Below are 19,290 nucleotides of genomic sequence, written 5' to 3'. Positions count from 1 at the left end.
GATGATCAACCGCCAACTCAAGCTCGCCCGCCGGCCCGAGAGCCGCGTCTCGCTCGATGATTTCTCCTACGAGGAATCGCAGCCGCCCCCGGTCGAGGACGGCGCGGTGCTTGCGCGCACCCTGTTCCTCTCGGTGGACCCGACCAATCGGGTGTGGATGAAGGATGTGCCGCAGTACATGCCGCCGGTCGCTCTCGGCGAGGTGATGCGCGCGGGCGGACTCGCCGAAGTCGTCGACTCCCGGCTCGACGGTTTTGCGCCGGGGGACCTGGTGTTTGGAATGACCGGCTGGCAGGACTATGCGCTGCTGCGCCCGGGCGGCGCGCTGGGCCTGGCGAAAGTTCCAACTGGGCTCGACGTTGCTCCCGAGAGGTTCCTTGGCATTTGCGGTCCGAACGGGGTGACCGCCTATGCCGGCATGGTCGAAGTCGCCGGGGTCGGCGAAGGCGACACCGCGGTGGTGACCGCCGCAGCCGGCTCGGTCGGCTCGGCCGCCGGTCAGATCGCCAAGCTGCGGGGCGCCCGCGTCGTCGGCGTCGCTGGCGGATCGGACAAGGTACGAATGCTCGTCGAACGCTACGGCTTCGATGCCGCGGTCGATTATCGCGCCGACGACTTTGCCGAGCAGCTTCGCGCGACCACTCGAGAAGGGATCGACGTGCTGTTCGAGAATGTCGGCGGCGCCGTCATGGAGACGGCAATCGCGCGGATGAACGCGCGCGGGCGGATCGCGCTGTCGGGCATGATCTCCATCTACGAAGGGCGCGGCTCGACGCGCTACGACTGGGCGTCGATTATGGCCAAGCGGCTCAAGGTCCAGGGCTTCAACCTGATCGATTGCGAGAAGCTGTGGCCGAAGGCGGTGGGCCAGCTGGTCGAATGGCTGCGCGCCGGCCGGATCGTGGCCGACGAGACGATCGTCGACGGGCTCGACCGAGCACCGGAAGCCCTCAATCTGCTGTTTGACGGGGCGAACCACGGCAAGATGCTGGTCCGCGTGGCATGAGCGCGCGTTTCTCGGGCAAGGTCGGCCTGGTCACCGGCGCGGCTTCGGGCATCGGCGCAGCCTTCGCCCGCCTTGCCGCTGCCGAGGGTACCAAGGGGCTCGCGCTGCTCGATCGCGACGCCGACGGGCTTGCGCGACTGGCGGGCGACCTGCCGTGCCCTTCGCTGGTCGCCGCCGGCGATGTCGGCGACGCCTCGGTCTGGGAAGACTTCGTGGCCCGGATCGCCGATCGCTTCGGCAACATCGGGTTCGCGCTGGCCAACGCCGGGATCGGGCACGAGACGCAACCGATCGTCGAGCTCGATCCCGAAGTCTGGTCGCGGGTGCTGGCGGTCAACCTGACCGGGACCTTTCTGACCACACGCGCCGCGCTGCGGCTGATCGAGGATGGCGGCTCTATCGTCATGGTCGGCTCGTCGATGGGGGTGAAGCCATCGGCGGGTTCTGCCGGGTACGGGGCGTCGAAGGCTGGCATCGTCCAACTGGCCAAGATTGCCGCGCTTGAGGCCGCGCCAAGAGGTATTCGCGTCAACGCAATCTCACCCGGAGGGGTGCGGACACCTCTTTTCCGGGGACTGGACTTCTTCGAGGCGCTGGCCGAGCAGACCGGCAGCGAGAACGGTGCTTTCGACGCCCTTGCTATCCGCACGCCGCTGCGACGCTATGCAAGCGCGGACGAGATCGCGGAGCTGATCGCGCTTTTGATGAGTGAGAGCGCGGCCCAGATCACCGGCGCCAACCTCATCGCTGATGCAGGTATGACGCTCTGATACGGTCGAAGCTTGGGAAAGCGGCCTTTTGGGGGCCGCTAGGGGACTGGTAACTCTAGGGTCGGATTGCCACCGAAGCTGCCTAATCGGATGACCTATCGTGTCCCTCACGCCCGCAACTCGTCAGAGGAAGGCGCATTATCGGCGCGACGCCTCGCGCAGATGCGGGTAAGTCGGCGCCAATGCTCGTTCGGCTCCGAAACCGTCGCCTTACCGCAGCACTGCTGCTGGGTGTGATTTCGCACCACCTTCGAGCCGAGGACCCGCCGGGCGCCTTCGACAGCAGTGCGGCGTGGACTTCGTTCGAGCAACTCGTGCGCCGGGGTTACGCGTACCTCGAGCGTCCCGGCATCGATGGAAATGCCATACTTTCGACCTTCGCGCCTCGCGCCAAGGCAGCGCGAACCGATGCCGAATTCATCGATGTACTGCAGCTCGTTGCGCACAATTTCGCCGATCCCCACTTCGTCGTCGGACCGCTCGATGCGAGCGACTGGGCAGTCATTCCGACCTCGTCGGATATTTTCGCCCACTACAACGGCAAGGACTTCCGCGTCGAAGAAGTGCGCGCCGGGAGCGACGCGTCGAACCAGGGCATTCGGCCCGGTATGACCATCGCAACGATCGCCGGCCGGCCGCTCCGGGCGTCGATTGAGGCGATCACCGGACGACCCTTCGCGCAACTTACCCCGCCGCAGGTCGACTTCGCGCTCAACACAGCGCTTGCCGGCCATCGCGGCCAGCCCCGGTCGATGGAGTTGATCGCGGGGCAAAAGCGCAAGGGATTCACCCTCGCCGCTACCGCCGAGCAGGCAAAGCGCGTGTCGAGCGGTCCAATGCTCGAGACTGAGCGACGCGGAGACTTGGGGATCATCCGCATCAACAATTCTTTGGGCAACAACGGGCTAATCGCCGAATTCGGTAATGCGCTGCATTCGCTAGCAGACACCCGGGCGTTGTTGATCGACCTTCGCAACACGCCGAGCGGAGGCAATACGAGCGTTGCGCGTGGCATCATGGGTCATTTCGTAACCCGAGACATGCCATACCAAATGCACGTGATCCCCTATGAAGCACGCGTCTATGGACCGACCCGCAAGTTCGTCGAGTATGTCGCGCCATTTGGCGAGCGTTATTCGGGGAAGATCTATGTGGCCGGCGGTCACTGGACCGGCAGCATGGGCGAAGGGTTGATGATCGGCTTCGATGCGATCGGCGCCACTACCGTCGGCTCAGAACTCGCCCACTTGTTAGGTGCGCTGAGCAACGAGACTATCGCCGGGTCCAAGGCCAAGATCGATCTTGGCACCGAAGAACTCTTTACGGTGCCGGGGCAGCCCCGCGCGAGCTTCCGGCCGTGCGTCTACCTCGAGCAGGCCGAACGGAATGGATCGATCGATCCGGTTGTGGCCGCAATTGACGTTGAGTCTGGGTGCCAACCGAAACCATGAAGATAGACGAAATTTGTTGCCTCAAGGGTAGCTAGAAGCGGGATAGATCAGGGCGCGGGGGCAAAGTCAGCAACGGGGCCGATTCCGGAAGGACCGGTTCCGGAAATCCACTCAGACATCGCTGCCAGTACCGTCGCTCGCCATCCGCGACGGCGCACGCGATCATTCCTCGCAATGCGACGGGTTCGTGCGTTCTAAACGATCTCGGGAGCAGAAAACAGGAGGCAATATCGAAGCGATCTTGGCCGCGAGAAGCACCCGTTCTCGATCTGGAAGAAAATGGCAGAGCGCCTGCTCGCCAGCCCGCTGTCGCAGCAGTCAACTCACTGACCCGATCGGTTACCGTTGGCTAGCGGCAGCCGGCTAGTAGCTGGGTCGCGGCGGGTTGCAGCTTCGCCCCATCGACGACTGTTCCCCGGCCATCTCCCCCAAGTGCCGGGGAACCTTCCCTTAGACCCGTGGTAACGCGTTGTTAGACGCGGCCGGTCAGGTTGAAGCGTGGGCCCGAGAATAGGGGTCACCTTGGGTCCACAACCGGAGCGCTGTTTGGAGGTCGCAAGGGCCCGGCCAGCCGCGCAATAGGGTCAGGCAACGATTCCACCATCGACCGCCAGTTCCGCCCCGGTCACGAACGCACTTTCATCAGAGATCAGGTAGACAATCGCCATTGCCACCTCATCGGGCTGGCCGGCGCGGCCCAGCGGCGTGGCGCCCGCTGCGAAGCCCGCGACGTCGAGCCCGGGAACCGCTTCGGTCAGCATCGGCGTGTCGATGATGCCGGGCATGACGACATTGACACGGATGCGATCGGGCGCGAGCGAGCGCGCCGCGGCGCGAGTCATCCCGCGCACCGCCCACTTACTGGCGGTATAGGCGAAGAACAGGGGATCGGCCTTGATCCCCGCGATCGAGGAGATGTTGACGATCGAACCACCACCCGTCGCTTTCATCAGCGAGCTGGCGGCGGCCATGCCCAAGTACGTGCCGGTCTGGTTGATCGAGATCGTGCGCTGATAGGTCGCAAGGTCTGTTGCGCCCAGATCCGCCATGATGGCGATCCCCGCATTGTTGACGAGTCCATCAAGCCGACCGTGGCGTTCCCCGACGCGCGCGATCAGCCGGTCCCAGTCGGCCGGATTGGCCACGTCATGGCGCATCGCCCAAGCCCCGTTCGGGAGATCCGCAGCTAGCGCTTGGGCCTGGTCTTCGCGCAGATCGGCGACGATCACGCAGGCGCCCTCGCCGGCTAGACGGCGCGCATGTGCCGCGCCCTGTCCGCGCGCGCCGCCGGTCACAATCACGACCTTTCCAGCGACCCTGCCGTTCATGGCTGCTCACTCCTCGCAGTGGCCGGCCACCAGGCCGCGCGCTTTAGCGGGAAGAGCCCGGCGTAGAACGTCTCGCGGTCGCCCGAGCCCGAAGCGAGCAATTGTTCGAGCGACGGGTTCAGCGGTGCCGCTCCGGCAACCGGATCGACCCATTGCAGGTCGAAATCGGCAATAAGCGCCATGATCGGTGCGGCCGCGGCCTCATGGTAGGGTGCAGTCTCGTAAGTGAGGAAGCCAGCGTAATCGGCGAAGGCCTGGAGGCAATAATACGTACCGGGCTCCTGTCCGCGCCAGTATTCATAGCGCAACAGAGCGCGCTCGCAGTGGTGCGACTGATCGTAAAGCGCCCGGGCCATGGCCTCGAAGGCTACTGTTTCACCCTGCTTGATGCGCATGCGGATTAGCGCGGTTGCCATCCCCCGGGTCTCCCTGGCCCAATTTACTAGTTGCCACACTGGCTGGGATCTCACTAACAGGCAGCACTGCTGCTTGCAATGCTCTTCAGCGGGTAGGCGGCGGCACGGGCAAGGAGGATTTCAACTTGGCGAGCGCACAGATCGATCTGTTCGGGCCGAAGGCCGGCCAGCACTGGTACGAGACCTATCGCCAGCTGCGTGAGACCGCGCCGGTCTACCAGGTGCCCGGAACCACGCTCTACGTGCTCACGCGCTACGACGACATCGCGATGGTGGTGCGCGACAGCGAGCGCTTCTCCACCGAGGCGGACCGCCACGGCGGCGAGCCGCTTCTGCTCCATCCTGAAGCCAGGGAAATCTATCGACAGAGGGGCTGGCCCAAAGCTTTCCCGCTGTCGCAAGACCCGCCCGAACACCGCCGTTTCCGCGCGCTCGTCAATCCGTTCTTCGCCGGAGGCCAGCTCGAACGCAGTCGCGCGATGATCAAGCGGCGGGTCGCCGCGCTGATCGACCAATTTGCCGATGCCGGTCGAGTCGAGTTTGTCGCTGGGTTTGCGGTACCGTTGCCCGCTGCGGTGATTGGCGACCTCCTCGGCCTGCCCGAAGCCGATCAACCGCGTCTTGCCGAATGGTCCTACGCCTGGGCGCTGCCATTCGCGCGCGGACTCAGTCGCGACCAGGAAATTTGGGTCGCCGAAAAGGGGGTCGAGTTTCAGCAGTACCTCAAAGGCTGGATCGACCGCCGGCGCGCCGAACCGGCCGACGACATCATCAGCGAACTGGCCCAGGCCCGGCTCGACGATCGCGCGCTTGACGACGGCGAGATCGTGCAGATCCTCGACCATCTTTACATCGGCGGAAACGAGACCACGGCTTACGCGCTCGCCTCGGGGATATGGATCATGTTGCGCGAGCCCCTGATCCATGCAGCGCTGTGCGCCGACCGTTCGCGGATCAAGGGATTCGTCGAAGAAGTTCTCCGGCTCGAATCACCGACCCAGGGGCTGTACCGGACCACAACCCGCGACGCAGAAATACGCGGGGTGGCGATCCCTCGCGGAGCAACGCTTCATCTGCGCTTTGCGGCCGCCAACCGTGATCCCGCGGTATTCGAGGAGCCCGACGCAGTTCGGCTCGACCGGCCCAACGCGATGCGGCACATGGCATTCAGCCAAGCCGAACATCACTGCCCCGGATCAGGCCTGTCGCGGCTCGAGTTGCAGATCGCGTTTAACGCTTTGATCAACCGGCTGCCAAACTTACGGCTCGATCCGCTTTGTAACACCTACGAGCACCAGCCCGGCTTCGTGCTGCGCGCCCTCAAGGAGTTGTGGCTCGAATTCGACCTTGGCTGACTTCAGCCGCGTACACCGATCGCCGCTTCGCGCCACGGCTTGATCGTCAGGCCGTCATCGCGCCGATAGGCTTCGGGAAGATCGTCGACGAGGTGCCACGACGCCGCCAGGCGGCCGAAGCCAATGAAAAACGCGATGAACGTTCCGAGCTCGACGATCTCTTGCTCATTGAAGTGCACGCGCAACGCCGCGAAGGTACCGTCGTCGATGGCGAAATGGTTGGTCGACGAGATGTCGGCGTAGACCAGAGCCGCCTTTTCAGCCGCGGACAAGTCGTCGGCCTCTTCCGGCCGCTCGAGCGAGCAGACCGCGCCTTCGGTCAATCCGTCATCAAGTGCCGATTGGTAGCGGATTGCCATGCAACTGCGGCACTGGTTGTGGAAAGCGACGCGGATCCGCACGAGTTCGATCAGGCGACGCGACAGCACGGTCGATCCGTAGAGTCCTCCACCGAAGGTGAGCACGGCCTTGGCGAAGTCGGGGCTGTTCGCGAGGACGCGAACAATGCCTTGCTCGACAAGGGTCGCGGAATCAGCCGCGGCCACGTCGCGCAGATCTTCGCGCCAATGTTCTGCAGGCAGGGTGCTTACTCGGGGCACGGGCGCTCTCCTCGATTGATGCAAAGTCTATCCATCGAACATTCGTCTTGAAGGTGACTCACGCACGCTGTTACAGACAAGCAGCATTAATGCATGAAACCTATTGCGATCGTTCAGAAGTGCCGTAAACTGATAAAAGCGGTATGTCCGCGGAAGGACCATCTCTGTGCGCGACCCTGACCTCCAGATCGAACAAGCTGGCGACGCAACCCGCGCGGCGATTCTGGATGCCGCAGTCCGATGTATCGCTCGTCAGGGCTGGCCTGGCGCCAACATGTCGCTGGTCTCGCGTGAGACGCGGATGACCAGAGGTAAAATACAGTACTACTTCCCGGTGATCGAAGACTTGAGGCTCGCGGCAGTGGAGCATGTCTACGAAAGCTGGCGGCGGCGCTACTTCGATCGCATGCGCATTGCCGCACAAGGTCGTGACAGCATTGCGGTGGGTATCGACTATCTTTGGCAGCTTACGCGCGAGACTGAGCACCGCGCGATGGCCGAGATCGAGGCGGCGGCGCGCACGGATCCTGCCTTGCATGCCGTGCTTACCCGGCTCCAGCAGGCCGACGAAGAGCAACTGCACAAGGAGACGATCGCCGCGTTTCCGGAACTGGCGTCGCTGACGGACGGCACCGATCAACTCAAAGTCGCTCGACACTTCACGTCCATCTTCATCAATGGTCTGGCCGCGCACAATTTTGTGGACGAGGCGGAGCGCTGGCAGGCTGAATTGCTAGCGATGCTCAAGGAATGTCTCGGGCTGTTTTGGGCGCGGCGTGGTCTTGGCGGCCCCCGCCCGACTGGCCTTCATGCCGCCGACGCAAAGCCGATTGATTCCACTGGAGAGCGGCACGAAGAAGCCGCCGAGCTGTTGCGACGCGCAGCTCACTTACTGAGCGGGTAGTACCCGCCCTCGTCGCGCACCCTCAGTGTTCATGACCGCCTAGCTCTCCAGGGTCCGGCCTTGGCTAGGCGGCTCGGTGCACCCGCCTTATTGTTAGAGGGACAGACGTTTGCGGTTCGCCCTCACGATCCGGGCATAATGATTGTAAACTCCGCCTGCCATGCTGTTAGATGTGAGCCCGTATGAGCCGGTAACAAGCTTCCACTGCACGTGCATGAACGCAGCTATCTTCTCGCTCACCATTGATTGCACCTCTGCTAAACCCGCAGGACTACCTGACCCAATGAGCATCAAGCGCAAAGAGACCACCCGGGCGGCGTCGCTGACAAACGAGAGTGCGCCGTACGTCTGCGGTGGATTTCGAGAAGAACGGGCCATTTGGGTCCTTTCCAAAATGTCTGGGTTCGCGAAGAGCGACATTGAGGCGCCCACAGCGAAGTAATGCTGCACCGCACCAATTGTTCCGTCAAGGCGCAATGGGGCCGTTGGACGAACCCGCTGCGCGGGAGGGGTGCGTGCGGTGAGGTAGAGTGATCGCGCGGATGTCGCGACTGGGTTGAGTGTCGTCTGGGCGAGGCAGACCGCGGTGGCTCCTTCAACCAAGGAGCCCGACGATGACCCCGACCATTCCTCTTCCCCCGACCCCGATGAGCCCGCTGCGCCGACGGCTGATCGAAGACATGGACATGCGGCGGTTCACGGCCGCGACGCAGCGCAACTACATTCGCGATATAGCGCGCTCCACCACGTTTCTGGGCCGTCCTCCGGATACGGCGAGTGCGGAAGACCTGCGACGCTACCAGCTCGAGCAACGCGAGACCGGCGTCACCGGGACGACCATGAACGCGAAGATTGCAGCGCTGCGGTTCTTCTTCACTCACACGGTCGATCGGCCGGATCTCGCCCGCAAGCTGTACCGGGTCCCCTACCACCGCGTTCTTCCGGTCGTGCTCAGCCCGGACGAGGTCGCGCGGCTGCTCCAAGCAACCACTTGCCTCAAGCATCAAGCGGCGCTGTCGGTGGCCTATGGCGCCGGCCTGCGCGTCGCCGAGGTCGGCATGCTCAAGGTGCGCGACGTGGACAGCGAGCGCATGCTGCTCAGGGTCGAGAAGGGCAAAGGCGGCGAGTATCGCAACGCCATGCTCTCGGCCGATCTGCTCGTGCTGTTGCGGGAGTGGTGGAAGGTCGGACGCGAGCAAGGCGTGCTGCACCGCGATGGCTGGCTGTTCCCCGGGCAGTACGCGATGAAGCCCTTGAGCACGCGGCAGCTGTCCCGGGTGGTGGTCGAAGCGGCGCAAGCGGCCGGGATCACCAAGCGGGTCGGCATGCATACGCTGCGGCACAGCTTCGCCACCCAACTGCTCGAGGACGGCGTCGACATTCGCGTGATCCAGGCGCTGCTCGGTCACGCCAAGCTCGAGAACACCGCGCGCTACACCAAGGTCGCAACACGGATCGCGCGCGCGGTGACCAGCCCGCTCGACAAGCTCGGCCTGTTCGTGGCCTCGGAGGCCAAGCCCGACGGCTGACGGGCGTTGCGCACCTTACTCGAGGTCGCCGATATCTTCCGTGCCGTGGGTCCGACGTACCGGGCCGCCCACGCCGGGCACCTGAGCCTGCACCAGCTCAAGGTCATGTCGGCGATCGAGCACTGCCGCACCGCCGCGCTCGGTGGTCACGTCGAGGCCTGCGAGGACTGCGGGCACTGGCGGATCGCCTACAACAGCTGCCGCAACCGGCACTGCCCCAAGTGCCAGGGCGAGGCGGCGCGGACCTGGCTCGCCGAGCGTGAGGCCGATCTGTTGCCGGTGGGCTACTTCCATGTGGTCTTCACGATCCCGGCCGAGGTCGCCGACATCGCCTTCCACAGCAAGGCGGTGGTCTACGACCTGCTGTTCCGCGCCGCGGCCGAGACCATGCTGACGATTGCGGCCGATCCGAAGCATCTCGGCGCACGGATCGGGATCACCGCGGTGCTTCACACGTGGGGCTCCGCGCTGACCCATCACCCGCACGTCCACATGGTGGTGCCAGGCGGTGGGATCGCACCCGATACGACACGCTGGATCTCATCACGCCCGGCGTTCCTCGTGCCGGTGCGCGTGCTCGGCAAGCTCTTCCGCCGCCTGTTCCTCACCCGGCTGCTCGAGCTGCATGACGCCGGCAGGCTCGCGTTCTTCGGCCATCTCGCCGGCCTCACTGAGCGGCAGGCGTTGCTGCGCCAGTTGTCACCGGTCCGGAAGGTACGCTGGGTGGTCTACGCCAAGCCGCCGTTCGCCGGGCCCGCGGCGGTGCTCGCCTATCTCTCGCGCTACACCCATCGCGTCGCGATATCGAACCGCCGACTGATCGCGTTCGACGGCAACCAGGTCACCTTCCGCTACAAGGATTATCGCCGCGACGGCGGCGAGCGGCAGCAGATCATGACCCTCGCCGCCGACGAGTTCATCCGCCGCTTCCTGCTCCATGTCCTGCCCCGCGGGTTCCACCGCATCCGCCACTACGGCCTGCTCGCCGGCTCAGCCCGCAAGGACAGCATCGCCCTCGCGCGCCAGCTGCTGGCCGTCGCTCCGCCCGCCAACGACGACACCCCCGACGAACCGGTCGATGTTCGTCCGCCCTGCCCCTGCTGCGGCGGGCGCATGATCGTCATCGAGATCTTCGAGCGCTGGCGCCTGCCGCGCGCGCCGCCGTCACCGGAAAGGGCCGCAGCGTGATCCGCCACGCATCATCGCAGCCGTCCCGCGCAGCCTCGCTTCGGGACCCGACCGCGTTCGCACCACTCTCCCCCGACATGGCCAGGCTCACGGCATCGATCTCCTCACTCACCCCGATCGACGACCGGGTCAGGCATCGAAGCCGTCAGTCCGCACGCCATCGCGCAGCGCATAGAAGCTGCCGTCGCACCAGCGCCGACCGGCCAAGAACCGTTTTACCCATAGACCAGCGCATGGGGCCCGCGGGTTCGTCCCTCGGGGACTTTCGTACGCCTACCGGCGCCCGAAACTCTTCACGAGTCCGGAATGGCCGGTTTCGGGACCAAGCTCGAAGATAGCGGACCTCGCAATACAGCTGACCGACCCCTTCGGCCGCAAGCCGAACCTATCCACAAGCGTTTGTCACCGTACGTCTAGGTCGGGACACGAATTCAGGAACAGCTGCGATCGATAGCTTCTGGCAGAGCGCTTTGGTGCGCGACGCATGTCGGCCTGCACTTCGACGAGACCGAAGCGTTGGCGATAGCCGAGCATCCATTCGAAGTTGTCCAGGAGCGACCAGTAGAAATAGCCGCGAACATCGGCGCCATCGGCCATCGCGGAGCGCACGCCTGCGAGTGCGGTTGTGATGAATACTTCTCGTCGGGCGTCATCGAAACCGGGATAGCCGTTCTCAGTGACGATCAGCGGCACGTTCCAGCGCGAACCGATCCATTGACAAACCGCACCGATCGCCAGGGGCCGGTCTTCCCACCCCATCGTCGTGACCGGCGCCCCGGGAAGCGGACCGGAGCCGTCGGCGCGCGAATGAGTTCGGGCGTAGGTCTGCACCCCGACGAAATCGTCGTTGCAGGCAGCGTCTAGGAAGGGCGCGTAGAAGCGTTCGCGGCGGGCGTCACGGCGGTCCTCGATTCCGGGATCGGCGGTCTCTTCCGAGATCGCCAACGTCATCCCCACAGGTACCTCGACGCGCTCGGCGCGGATTGCCTCGCGCGCCAGCCGATGCGCCTCGAGACCATTGCCGAGGATCGCGTCGGCCGGGGTGAACAGGAAGAAAGCATCCAACGGCGCGCCCAACGCAACCTGAGCGGCAGCGCGATGGGCGTCGCTCGCGCGCGACTGGAAATAGGCGGCGGCAGAAACCGGCAGGTTGAGTTCGTTGATTGTGCAGGCCAAGCCGATGCCGTCGAAAGCACGAGCGGCGCGCGCGCAGTAGGCTGCGAAACGGGCGGGAAAATCGCGCGCGGCGAAGCCGCCGAGCGCCGCCATCCAGCGTGGCTGGGTGAAGTGGTGAAAGGTCACTACCGGGACGATGCTCAGCTCGCGGCACGCGTCGACGACTCGAGCGTAGTGATCGAGCGCGGCGGTGGAAAACACCCCAGGCTCGGGTTCGACGCGCGCCCATTCAACTGAGAAGCGGAACGCGTTGAGCCCGAACTGCGCAACCAGCGCGATGTCCTCTTCGTAACGGTTCCAATGGTCGCAGGCTGCGCCTGAGGGCTCCACAAAGACCGACGGGCTGGCGTGCTCGAGCGCCCAGCAATCCGAATTGACGTTGCCGCCTTCGACCTGATGCGCGGCAACCGCAGTGCCCCACAGGAACTGCTCGGGTAGGCGGCTCATTCGCCCAGACGGCGGCTGGAGAAGTTGAAGATATACGCGCGACGCGGGCGATTCGCGGTGACGTTGCCGGACGTGAAGTGCGGCGTCCCGTAGTTGTGGACGGTCGCCCCCCCGGCGCGCAGCGGGCAGGCGATCGCCTGCGACAAGTCGAGGTTTCGCTCGGGATGTGGAATCGCGAGAAGACGCTGGGTGTATTCGGCCTCCCCCGCGGCAACATGGTGTTCGAGCAAGGGCGCGCGGTGCTGGCCGGGCACGAAGTGCATGCAGCCGTTGGCTTCGTCGACGTCGTCGAGCGCAAGCCAGAACTGCAACGTCTGATCGCTGGGGACGGCAACCCCGGCTGGCGCGAACGGCATCTGTGAGTAGGCGAAGTCCTGGTGCCACGGGGTTACCGCCGTCTGCCCCGGCTCCTTGTAGATCAGCATGTCGAAGATCGGCCGTGGATCAGGCACCCCGAGCAGGTCGCGGGCGATTGCGCGGCCCGCGTCGAGCGCGGGATTGTCCTCGAACAGCGGGTGGTACGCCGATGGCATCATGATCTGGCGGGTAATCCGCCCCAGCGGGTTGTCGGTGGCGCTGACGTCGATCTCGCCCGCGAGCATCGCGTCATACACCGTCCCAAGCGCGGTTACCGCGGCATCGTCGACCAGTCGCGGGATGCAAAGAAACCCGTCGCGGTGAAAGCGGTCGATCTCGGCAGTGTGCACGCGCGTTTCCTTGATTCACCGCCATATTACATCGGCGCGTTGACTTTGTATCGGATTTGGTCGAATCCTGCAATTCGAAGGCTGACCAAATAGAGTTATGCCGCGAAAGGAGAGGACGAAATGGTCGATTCTCGGGCCATCAGGCTGCTGTTGAGCGTTTCGGTGGGGACGTTGGCGTTGGGTGCGGCACCCGCCATGGCGCAAACCGCAACGATCGACGACGACGCCGAGCAGGCCCGCACCAACGTCATCGTCGTGACCGCGCAACGGCGCGCTGAGGACGTCCAGGACGTGCCGATCACCGTGACCGCGGTCACCCAGGACCAGCTCGACATCCAGAACATCACCACCACCACCGATCTGACTCGCGCGGTGCCGGCGCTGACCGCCACCAACTTCGGGGTCTATCAGGTTCGCGGGATCGGCACCCAGGGCTTCGGGCGGTCGGCGGAGCAATCGGTCTCGGTCGTGCTCGACGGCGTCGTCCTCGGCCGCGGACTGACGAACTCGCTCTACGACGTCGAGAACGTCGAGGTTCTTTCCGGACCACAGGGCACGTTGTTCGGCAAAAACTCCAATGCCGGTGTGATCAACGTCGTCACCAAGGCGCCCAAGCTCAACCAGTACGAAGCGATCGGCCACGTCGATATCGGCAATCACGACTATATCCATGGATATGCCATCGCCAATCTGCCGCTGGGCGACGAGGCGGCTTTTCGCTTCAGCTTCCATTACGATCGCACCGGCCACGTCGTTCGCAACACGATGTTCAACGAATGGGACGACAACAGGGACGTCGGCGGGCGCGTTCGCTTCCTGGTCAAGCCAAGCGACCGTCTGACCGTCAACTTGGCGCTGGATTATCAGCACCTGACGAGCAACGGCGTCAACGGCGCCGCCGACTTCGCCGGCGTCGCGGTCTTCAAGCAGGTGCCGGCCGGATCACTGCTCGAAGCTCGCCTGGCCGCGTGCGGGATCGTGGCCGGCAACAAGAACAACCGGGTCTGCGCGAACAGCCTGCGCGCGGCCGGCGTGCCGATCGGCGACACTTACGGCCGCAAGAATTACGGCGGATCGGCGACAATCGACTACGAATTGAGCGACGACCTCACGTTCACTTCGATCACCGCGCTGCGCAAGACCCGCAAGGGCGAGTTCGGCAAGGATGCTGACATCGCCGGCGACTTCGCCGACACGCTGCCGCTCAACCTGCTCGATCGCAATCTCGTTCCCTACGTCTCGAGGACCTTCAGCGAGGAGGCGCGGATCGCCTCGTCGACCGCCAACCCGCTCAGCTTCGTCGCCGGGGTTTACTACTCCAGCGGTAAGACCAAGGACGTCATCGATCAAACGGGCACGTTCGGGATTAACCTGGGCGGGCTGGAGTTCCGCCGCAATCCCGTGTTCATGATCAAGCAGCGCGACTACGCCGCGTTCGGCCAGGTCGATTGGCGCATCACCCCCGAACTGAAGATCTTCGTCGGTGGGCGCTATACCCACAACGACCTCAAGGACTTCAGCTTCAATCTCTTCAAGAACCCCAATGGGCGTTACATCTTTACTGGCAACACCGGGTTTTTCTCGGTCCTACCGGTCAATTCCTGTACGCTGGCAGGCGGCATTCCCTACGACGCGATCCAAGTCCCGTGCCCAGCCGGCACAAGCATCGCCGAAGCCGCCCACATCAAGAAATCGGGCTTCAGCGGCACGGCGGGAGCGCAATATGAGGTTGGCGAGGACACCATGGTCTTCGCCCGCTACTCGCGCGGCTATAAGGGACCATTCCTCAACGAATCGGTGACCTACACCGCCAGCCTTGCGCGCCAACCGCTCAAGATTGATCCGGAATATGTCGATGCGTTCGACGTCGGCATCAAGACGCGGCTGTTTGGCCGCTTCGCACTCAACGCCAGCGCGTTCTACAGCAAGATCGACGGATTCCAGACCACGATCTACGTACCCCCGGTTCCGCCGCAGTTGGCGACCAACTTCATTCAGGGAAATGCCGACTATGCGACAACCAAGGGCGTAGAAGTGTCGTTTTATGGCAACCTTACGCCTAACCTAAGCCTGTCAGGCGGGTTGCTCTACAATGAAGCGCGGTTCAACAAGGGCTTCCAGGTGCCCTGCACCACCAGTACGACCGGGGTTTGCCCGGCACTGAGCCAGCTACCTTATGCACCGAAGTGGAAAGCCACCCTCGCCAGCGAGTATCACCGCGAGCTTGGCAACCGCATCGAAGGCTTCGCCCAAGCCGACTTTGCCTATTCGGACAAATACAACTACGGCTCAAGCCCGGGCAACCCGACCTCGCCCTCGCGCTACCTGCTCGGCCTGCGAGGCGGCTTGCGGTTCGGCGACGGCAAGTTCAGCTTTGCGGGGTTCTGCCGCAATTGTCTCGACAAGCGCTATCCGGTGGTCACCACGTTCGATGGCTTCGCCTCGTCCGACGGTGCCAGGCTGCCGGCGGTGGCCGGCGGCCCCGCGCCAGTCGGCAGCTCGTTCGTCCAGTTCCTCTCGATTGATTCGTACCGCGTCTGGGGCGTGACGCTGGACGCGAGCTTCTAGTCTGAGATGGCGTTTCCGAACCCGCCGAACACCAACGATGGCCGCGATCTGCGGCCGCGGTTGCTCGCCGGAATCAGCTTCCTGACCCCGGCCGATCTCCCTTACTGGTCGGCAGGGCCGCGGGGGAGTCGTGAGGAGATTTATATCGCGCTCAAGGCGGCTGGCTATGAAGCGATCCAGACTTTCGAGCCCGCCGCCGCACTGACCGCCGGGCTGATCCCGACGGGGCTGATGCGGGTGTTCGACGATCTCGCCGAGCTCCGCGACGGTGCCGCCAAGTGGCGCGACGAAGGCTGCGACTGCACAACGGTCCAACTCGGCACGGGGCTGGAGGACGATGCGGAAGCCGCGCGGCTGGCCGAAGGGCTGCTCGAGGCTTCGCAGGCCCTTGGTCACCCGATCTACCTCGAAACCCATCGCGCCACGATGACACAGGACATTCGCCGCACCACCGACCTCATCGCGCGCTTCCCCGAACTGCGTTTCAACGGAGACTTCGGGCACTGGTACATCGGTCACGAGCTGACCTACGGCGACATGGAGCTGAAGTTCGCCGCAATGCGCCCGGTTTTCGAGCGGACCCGCTTCATGCACCTGAGGGTCTCGTCGAACGCTTTTGGCCAGCTTACCGCTAGCGACCCCGCCGAGGAGCGCCACCTCGCTTACTACAAGCGAATGTGGACCGCGGCCTGCGAGGGGTTTCTCGCCTCCGCCGAGCGCGGGGATTACTTCGCGGTCCATCCTGAGCTGCTCCCCGCGCGCGCGTTCTACCCCAAGATGATTATCGGCCCCGACGGCGAATGGCGCGAGGAGAGCGACCGCTGGACCGAATCCGCGTTCCTGATCGAAGTCGCGCGCGCCTGCTTTGCGGAAGCCGAAGCGCGCGTTGCGGAAACCGTGTAGCACCCAGGCGGTGCGCCGGGCTGCTGCGATCCTTGCCATGCTGATGACCGTGAACTCGGCCGATGCGCGCGAACTGACCGGGCGGCCGACGACCGTCGCCGCCCCGGCGGGAACGGTCGCGGGCCGCGTGACCGACGGGGTGCGCGGGTTTGCGGGCATTCCCTACTCCGCTCCGCCGGTCGGCGTCTTGCGCTGGCGCCCGCCTGCCCCGCCCCAGCGCTGGAAGGGCACGCGCGACGCGTCGCGCTTCGGCAACGATTGCCCGCAGCAGCGCCTGCCCCGCGACCTCACCCCGTCCGATCAGCCGATGAGCGAGGACTGCCTGTCGCTCAATTTGTGGGCGCCGGAGCGGGCGCGGCGCCTGCCGGTGATGGTGTGGATCCACGGCGGCGGGTTCGTCATGGGTAGCAGCGCCTCGCCCGTGCTCGATGGCGCGAAGCTCGCGCGGCGCGGGGTGGTGCTAGTCAGCTTCAACTACCGCCTCGGGCGGTTCGGGTTCTTCAGTCACCCGGCGCTGGGAGACGGCGGGCAGCGATCCGCCAACTTCGCCTTCGAGGACATGATTGCGGCGCTCAAGTGGGTGCGCGGCAACGTTGCCGCGTTCGGCGGCGATCCGCGCAACGTCACGATCTTCGGCGAGTCCGCCGGGGGAGCGGCGGTCGACTTCCTATTGGCCGCGCCACAAGCCCGCGGTCTATTCCATAAGGCGATCGTCCAGTCGGGCGCCAACCGCGAGCCCTACGCCCGGCTAGACCGCGACCGTCCGGCGCGGATTTCGGCGGACCACGCAGGGGCAGCTTTTGCGGCAAGCGCGGGCCTAAGCAACCCGAGCGCGGCTGCGCTGCGCGCGCTTCCCGCCGAAGCGATCCAAGGCAAGCTCGGCCTGCTCGACCAGCAGCCCGACCGGTTCACCGGCCCGGTGATCGACGGAGTCACCGTACTCGACGATCCGGTCGAGCAATTCGGGGCGGGCGCCGTGCCGCGTGTCCCCTACCTGATCGGGTCTAACGGCGCGGAGCTCAGCGCCGAGCCCTTTGTGCCGATCCTGCTCGACCTGATAAAGGCAGCGCTGGGACCGGGCTTCGCCGCGCTCGGCGGCAGCTATGGCGATCCGCCCAGTCCGGCGCTGATCGACGACTACTATTTCGGCGAAGCCGCGCGCGGCTATGCCCGGATTATGGCTGGGCACGGCGCGCCGACGTGGCTCTACCGCTTCGACCACGTCACCGCGGCAGAGCGTGCGACGCGCCAGCGTGCCCAGCACGCGAGCGACATCGCGTTCGTGTTCGGCAACCTGCCGCCGGGCGCCGACGCTCAGGACCGCGCGGTCTCCGACCTGCTCGGGACCTACTGGACCAATTTTGCGCGTGCCGGCGATCCCAACGGCTTTGGCCTGCCGCGCTGGGAACGGGTCGCCTCCGGCGGCAATGCAGCGCTGATCGTCGCCGCCGGCAGCGCCGCCACCCGCGAACTCGGCAACGCCGCACGGCTCGATGCAGTCGAGCGCGCGATGAACGAGCGTCGCGCCCGGGAGAACCTTCAATGACCGCTCACCGCCTCAGCATGGCCGGGAAGGTCGGGTTCACGCTCGGCGACTACGCCTCGAACCTCTACTGGCAGAGCGTATCGATCTTCCTGCTTTTCTTCTACACCGATGCGGTCGGGCTCTCTGCGGCCACCGCGGGCCTGATCTACATGATCGCCTCGATCGTCGACGCACTGGCCGATCCCATCATGGGCAGCATCGCGGACCGCACCCGGACAAGCCGCGGGCGCTACCGGCCCTACATTCTGTTCGGCTGCGTCCCTTTGGGGCTATCGTTCGTGCTGCTATATTGGCGCCCGCCGTTCGAGGGACTGCTGCTGACGCTATGGATGATGATGAGCCACATCGTCTTCCGCTTCGCCTATACCGCAGTGACGATCCCCTACACTTCGCTGAACGCGCGTCTGACCGACAATTCGGACGAACGCTCGACGCTGGCTGGCTGGCGGATGACCTTCGGCGTTCTCGCGGCGCTGACGATTTCGTACTTCACCTATCCCCTGGTCGGCATGCTGGGCAATGGAAACGCCGCGAACGGCTACACCTATGCCGCGGCGGTGTTCGCGGTGATAGCCACGGCAATCTATCCGCTGGTCTACGCGATCACCTGCGAGCCGGCGGAGCTCCCGAACGAGGAACCGCGCCTTACGCTGGGCGGGTATTGGCGAGGCCTCGCGCCCAACCGCGCGTTCTGGGTGCTGGTCGCCGCCACCGTAGTCGCGTCGATCTGCACGTTCGCGCTCGGCAAATCGATCCTCTACTATTTCAAATACTATCTGCATGACGAGGCGGCGGCGCGCTTTGCGCTTGCCGCCATGGCAGTCTCGGGGCTCGCAATCATTCCTGGCTGGGTATGGCTGACGAAGTCGATCGGCAAGCGCAATGCCTGGCTTGCCGCGGTGGCATGGGCGCTGGTCATGCTCGCGATATTCCAGGCGTTCGATTTCCGCTCCGCGCTGTCGATGACGATCTGGCTGGTGGCCTGGAGCGTCGGTTCGCTCGGGTTCGCGATGACCTTCTGGTCGATGCTGCCGGACACCGTCGAGTATGGCGAATGGACTTCGGGCGCTCGCACCGAATCGTTCATCTTCGGGTTGTTCCAGTTCTTTCTCAAAGCCGCGCTGGGGATAGGCGCGGGGCTGTTCGGCTGGCTGCTCCAGCACGTCGGCTACGTCGCCAACACCGACCAGAGCCCAGAAACGCTCGCCGGGATCAAGGCGATCATGGTCTGGATGCCCGGCGCTGGGGTGTTCCTCGCCGGGCTGATCATGCTCGCTTACCCGCTCAAGCGCGGCACGCACGAGGCGATCGTCGAGGAGCTCAATGCCCGCATGCCATCGCCGGATGCTTGATTCTATCTGATTTGCTATGTATATTGCATATTATATCGAATTTAC

Annotated in this window: 17 protein-coding genes; 11 read left to right on the top strand and 6 right to left on the bottom strand. The window is 64.7% G+C overall.

The features are described 5' to 3' along the window. Position 1 precedes the first annotated feature (1 nt). Positions 2–1,006, top strand: a complete 1,005-nt coding sequence (locus GKE62_RS15180; protein WP_154692967.1) for an NADP-dependent oxidoreductase — start codon at positions 2–4, stop codon at positions 1,004–1,006. Continuing rightward, positions 1,003–1,776, top strand: a complete 774-nt coding sequence (locus GKE62_RS15175; RefSeq protein WP_154692966.1) for an SDR family NAD(P)-dependent oxidoreductase — start codon at positions 1,003–1,005, stop codon at positions 1,774–1,776. Before GKE62_RS15180 ends, GKE62_RS15175 begins: the two co-directional genes overlap by 4 nt. 107 nt (positions 1,777–1,883) lie before the next feature. Here GKE62_RS15175 and GKE62_RS15170 read toward each other — a convergent pair whose 3' ends face one another. Next, positions 1,884–2,510 carry a hypothetical protein gene (locus GKE62_RS15170; protein WP_154692965.1) on the bottom strand — a complete coding sequence of 209 codons (627 nt, stop codon included), beginning with the start codon at positions 2,508–2,510 and terminating at the stop codon, positions 1,884–1,886. An 18-nt stretch (positions 2,511–2,528) separates the two neighbouring features. On the opposite strand from GKE62_RS15170, the gene GKE62_RS15165 reads away from it, so the two are divergent. After that, positions 2,529–3,227, top strand: a complete 699-nt coding sequence (locus GKE62_RS15165) for a S41 family peptidase (RefSeq protein ID WP_154692964.1) — start codon at positions 2,529–2,531, stop codon at positions 3,225–3,227. Positions 3,228–3,811: 584 nt separating this feature from the next. Here GKE62_RS15165 and GKE62_RS15160 read toward each other — a convergent pair. Together GKE62_RS15160 and GKE62_RS15155 are read right to left on the bottom strand one after the other, a co-directional pair. Further along, positions 3,812–4,555 (bottom strand): glucose 1-dehydrogenase, encoded by a 744-nt coding sequence (locus GKE62_RS15160; RefSeq protein ID WP_154692963.1) that lies wholly within the window; start codon positions 4,553–4,555, stop codon positions 3,812–3,814. Further along, a complete protein-coding gene (locus GKE62_RS15155) occupies positions 4,552–4,971 on the bottom strand; it encodes a putative quinol monooxygenase (protein WP_154692962.1) in 420 nt (139 codons plus the stop codon). The genes GKE62_RS15160 and GKE62_RS15155 overlap by 4 nt, the downstream gene beginning before the upstream one ends. Positions 4,972–5,096: 125 nt before the next feature. Here GKE62_RS15155 and GKE62_RS15150 point away from each other — a divergent pair, with 125 nt between their 5' ends. Beyond that, positions 5,097–6,326: a cytochrome P450 gene (locus GKE62_RS15150; RefSeq protein ID WP_154692961.1), complete on the top strand. Its 1,230-nt coding sequence runs from the start codon at positions 5,097–5,099 to the stop codon at positions 6,324–6,326. A 2-nt stretch (positions 6,327–6,328) separates the two neighbouring features. Here GKE62_RS15150 and GKE62_RS15145 read toward each other — a convergent pair whose 3' ends face one another. Beyond that, a complete protein-coding gene (locus GKE62_RS15145) occupies positions 6,329–6,925 on the bottom strand; it encodes a carboxymuconolactone decarboxylase family protein (RefSeq protein WP_154692960.1) in 597 nt (198 codons plus the stop codon). A gap of 166 nt (positions 6,926–7,091) precedes the next feature. Between GKE62_RS15145 and GKE62_RS15140 the strand changes: the two genes are divergently transcribed. The 3 genes from GKE62_RS15140 to GKE62_RS15130 all read left to right on the top strand — a co-directional run bounded on the left by GKE62_RS15140 (position 7,092) and on the right by GKE62_RS15130 (position 10,546). Further along, positions 7,092–7,829, top strand: a complete 738-nt coding sequence (locus GKE62_RS15140; protein WP_195908440.1) for a TetR/AcrR family transcriptional regulator — start codon at positions 7,092–7,094, stop codon at positions 7,827–7,829. Positions 7,830–8,443: 614 nt separating this feature from the next. After that, positions 8,444–9,358 carry a tyrosine-type recombinase/integrase gene (locus GKE62_RS15135; protein WP_154692958.1) on the top strand — a complete coding sequence of 305 codons (915 nt, stop codon included), beginning with the start codon at positions 8,444–8,446 and terminating at the stop codon, positions 9,356–9,358. A gap of 6 nt (positions 9,359–9,364) precedes the next feature. Next, positions 9,365–10,546 (top strand): IS91 family transposase, encoded by a 1,182-nt coding sequence (locus tag GKE62_RS15130; RefSeq protein WP_154692957.1) that lies wholly within the window; start codon positions 9,365–9,367, stop codon positions 10,544–10,546. 402 nt (positions 10,547–10,948) lie between these two features. On the opposite strand, the gene GKE62_RS15125 is transcribed toward GKE62_RS15130, so the two are convergent. Further along, positions 10,949–12,169: a glycoside hydrolase family 1 protein gene (locus GKE62_RS15125; protein WP_154692956.1), complete on the bottom strand. Its 1,221-nt coding sequence runs from the start codon at positions 12,167–12,169 to the stop codon at positions 10,949–10,951. Beyond that, a complete protein-coding gene (locus GKE62_RS15120; RefSeq protein ID WP_195908439.1) occupies positions 12,166–12,876 on the bottom strand; it encodes a phytanoyl-CoA dioxygenase family protein in 711 nt (236 codons plus the stop codon). Before GKE62_RS15120 ends, GKE62_RS15125 begins: the two co-directional genes overlap by 4 nt. A gap of 120 nt (positions 12,877–12,996) precedes the next feature. Between GKE62_RS15120 and GKE62_RS15115 the strand changes: the two genes are divergently transcribed. From GKE62_RS15115 to GKE62_RS15100, 4 genes are read left to right on the top strand one after another with little or no spacing between them, the layout of a single operon-like run. Continuing rightward, positions 12,997–15,444: a TonB-dependent receptor gene (locus GKE62_RS15115; RefSeq protein WP_154692954.1), complete on the top strand. Its 2,448-nt coding sequence runs from the start codon at positions 12,997–12,999 to the stop codon at positions 15,442–15,444. A gap of 6 nt (positions 15,445–15,450) precedes the next feature. After that, positions 15,451–16,347, top strand: a complete 897-nt coding sequence (locus GKE62_RS15110) for a hypothetical protein (protein ID WP_154692953.1) — start codon at positions 15,451–15,453, stop codon at positions 16,345–16,347. Positions 16,348–16,390: 43 nt separating this feature from the next. Further along, the gene (locus GKE62_RS15105; protein ID WP_195908438.1) at positions 16,391–17,893 is read left to right on the top strand and encodes a carboxylesterase/lipase family protein; all 1,503 of its coding nucleotides are present in this window, start codon (positions 16,391–16,393) and stop codon (positions 17,891–17,893) included. Next, the gene (locus GKE62_RS15100; RefSeq protein WP_154692951.1) at positions 17,890–19,245 is read left to right on the top strand and encodes an MFS transporter; all 1,356 of its coding nucleotides are present in this window, start codon (positions 17,890–17,892) and stop codon (positions 19,243–19,245) included. Before GKE62_RS15105 ends, GKE62_RS15100 begins: the two co-directional genes overlap by 4 nt. Positions 19,246–19,290 lie beyond the last annotated feature (45 nt).

Source organism: Novosphingobium sp. Gsoil 351 (assembly GCF_009707465.1).
Classification (GTDB): Bacteria; Pseudomonadota; Alphaproteobacteria; order Sphingomonadales; family Sphingomonadaceae; genus Novosphingobium.
This window is presented reverse-complemented; position numbering and strand designations above follow the sequence as displayed.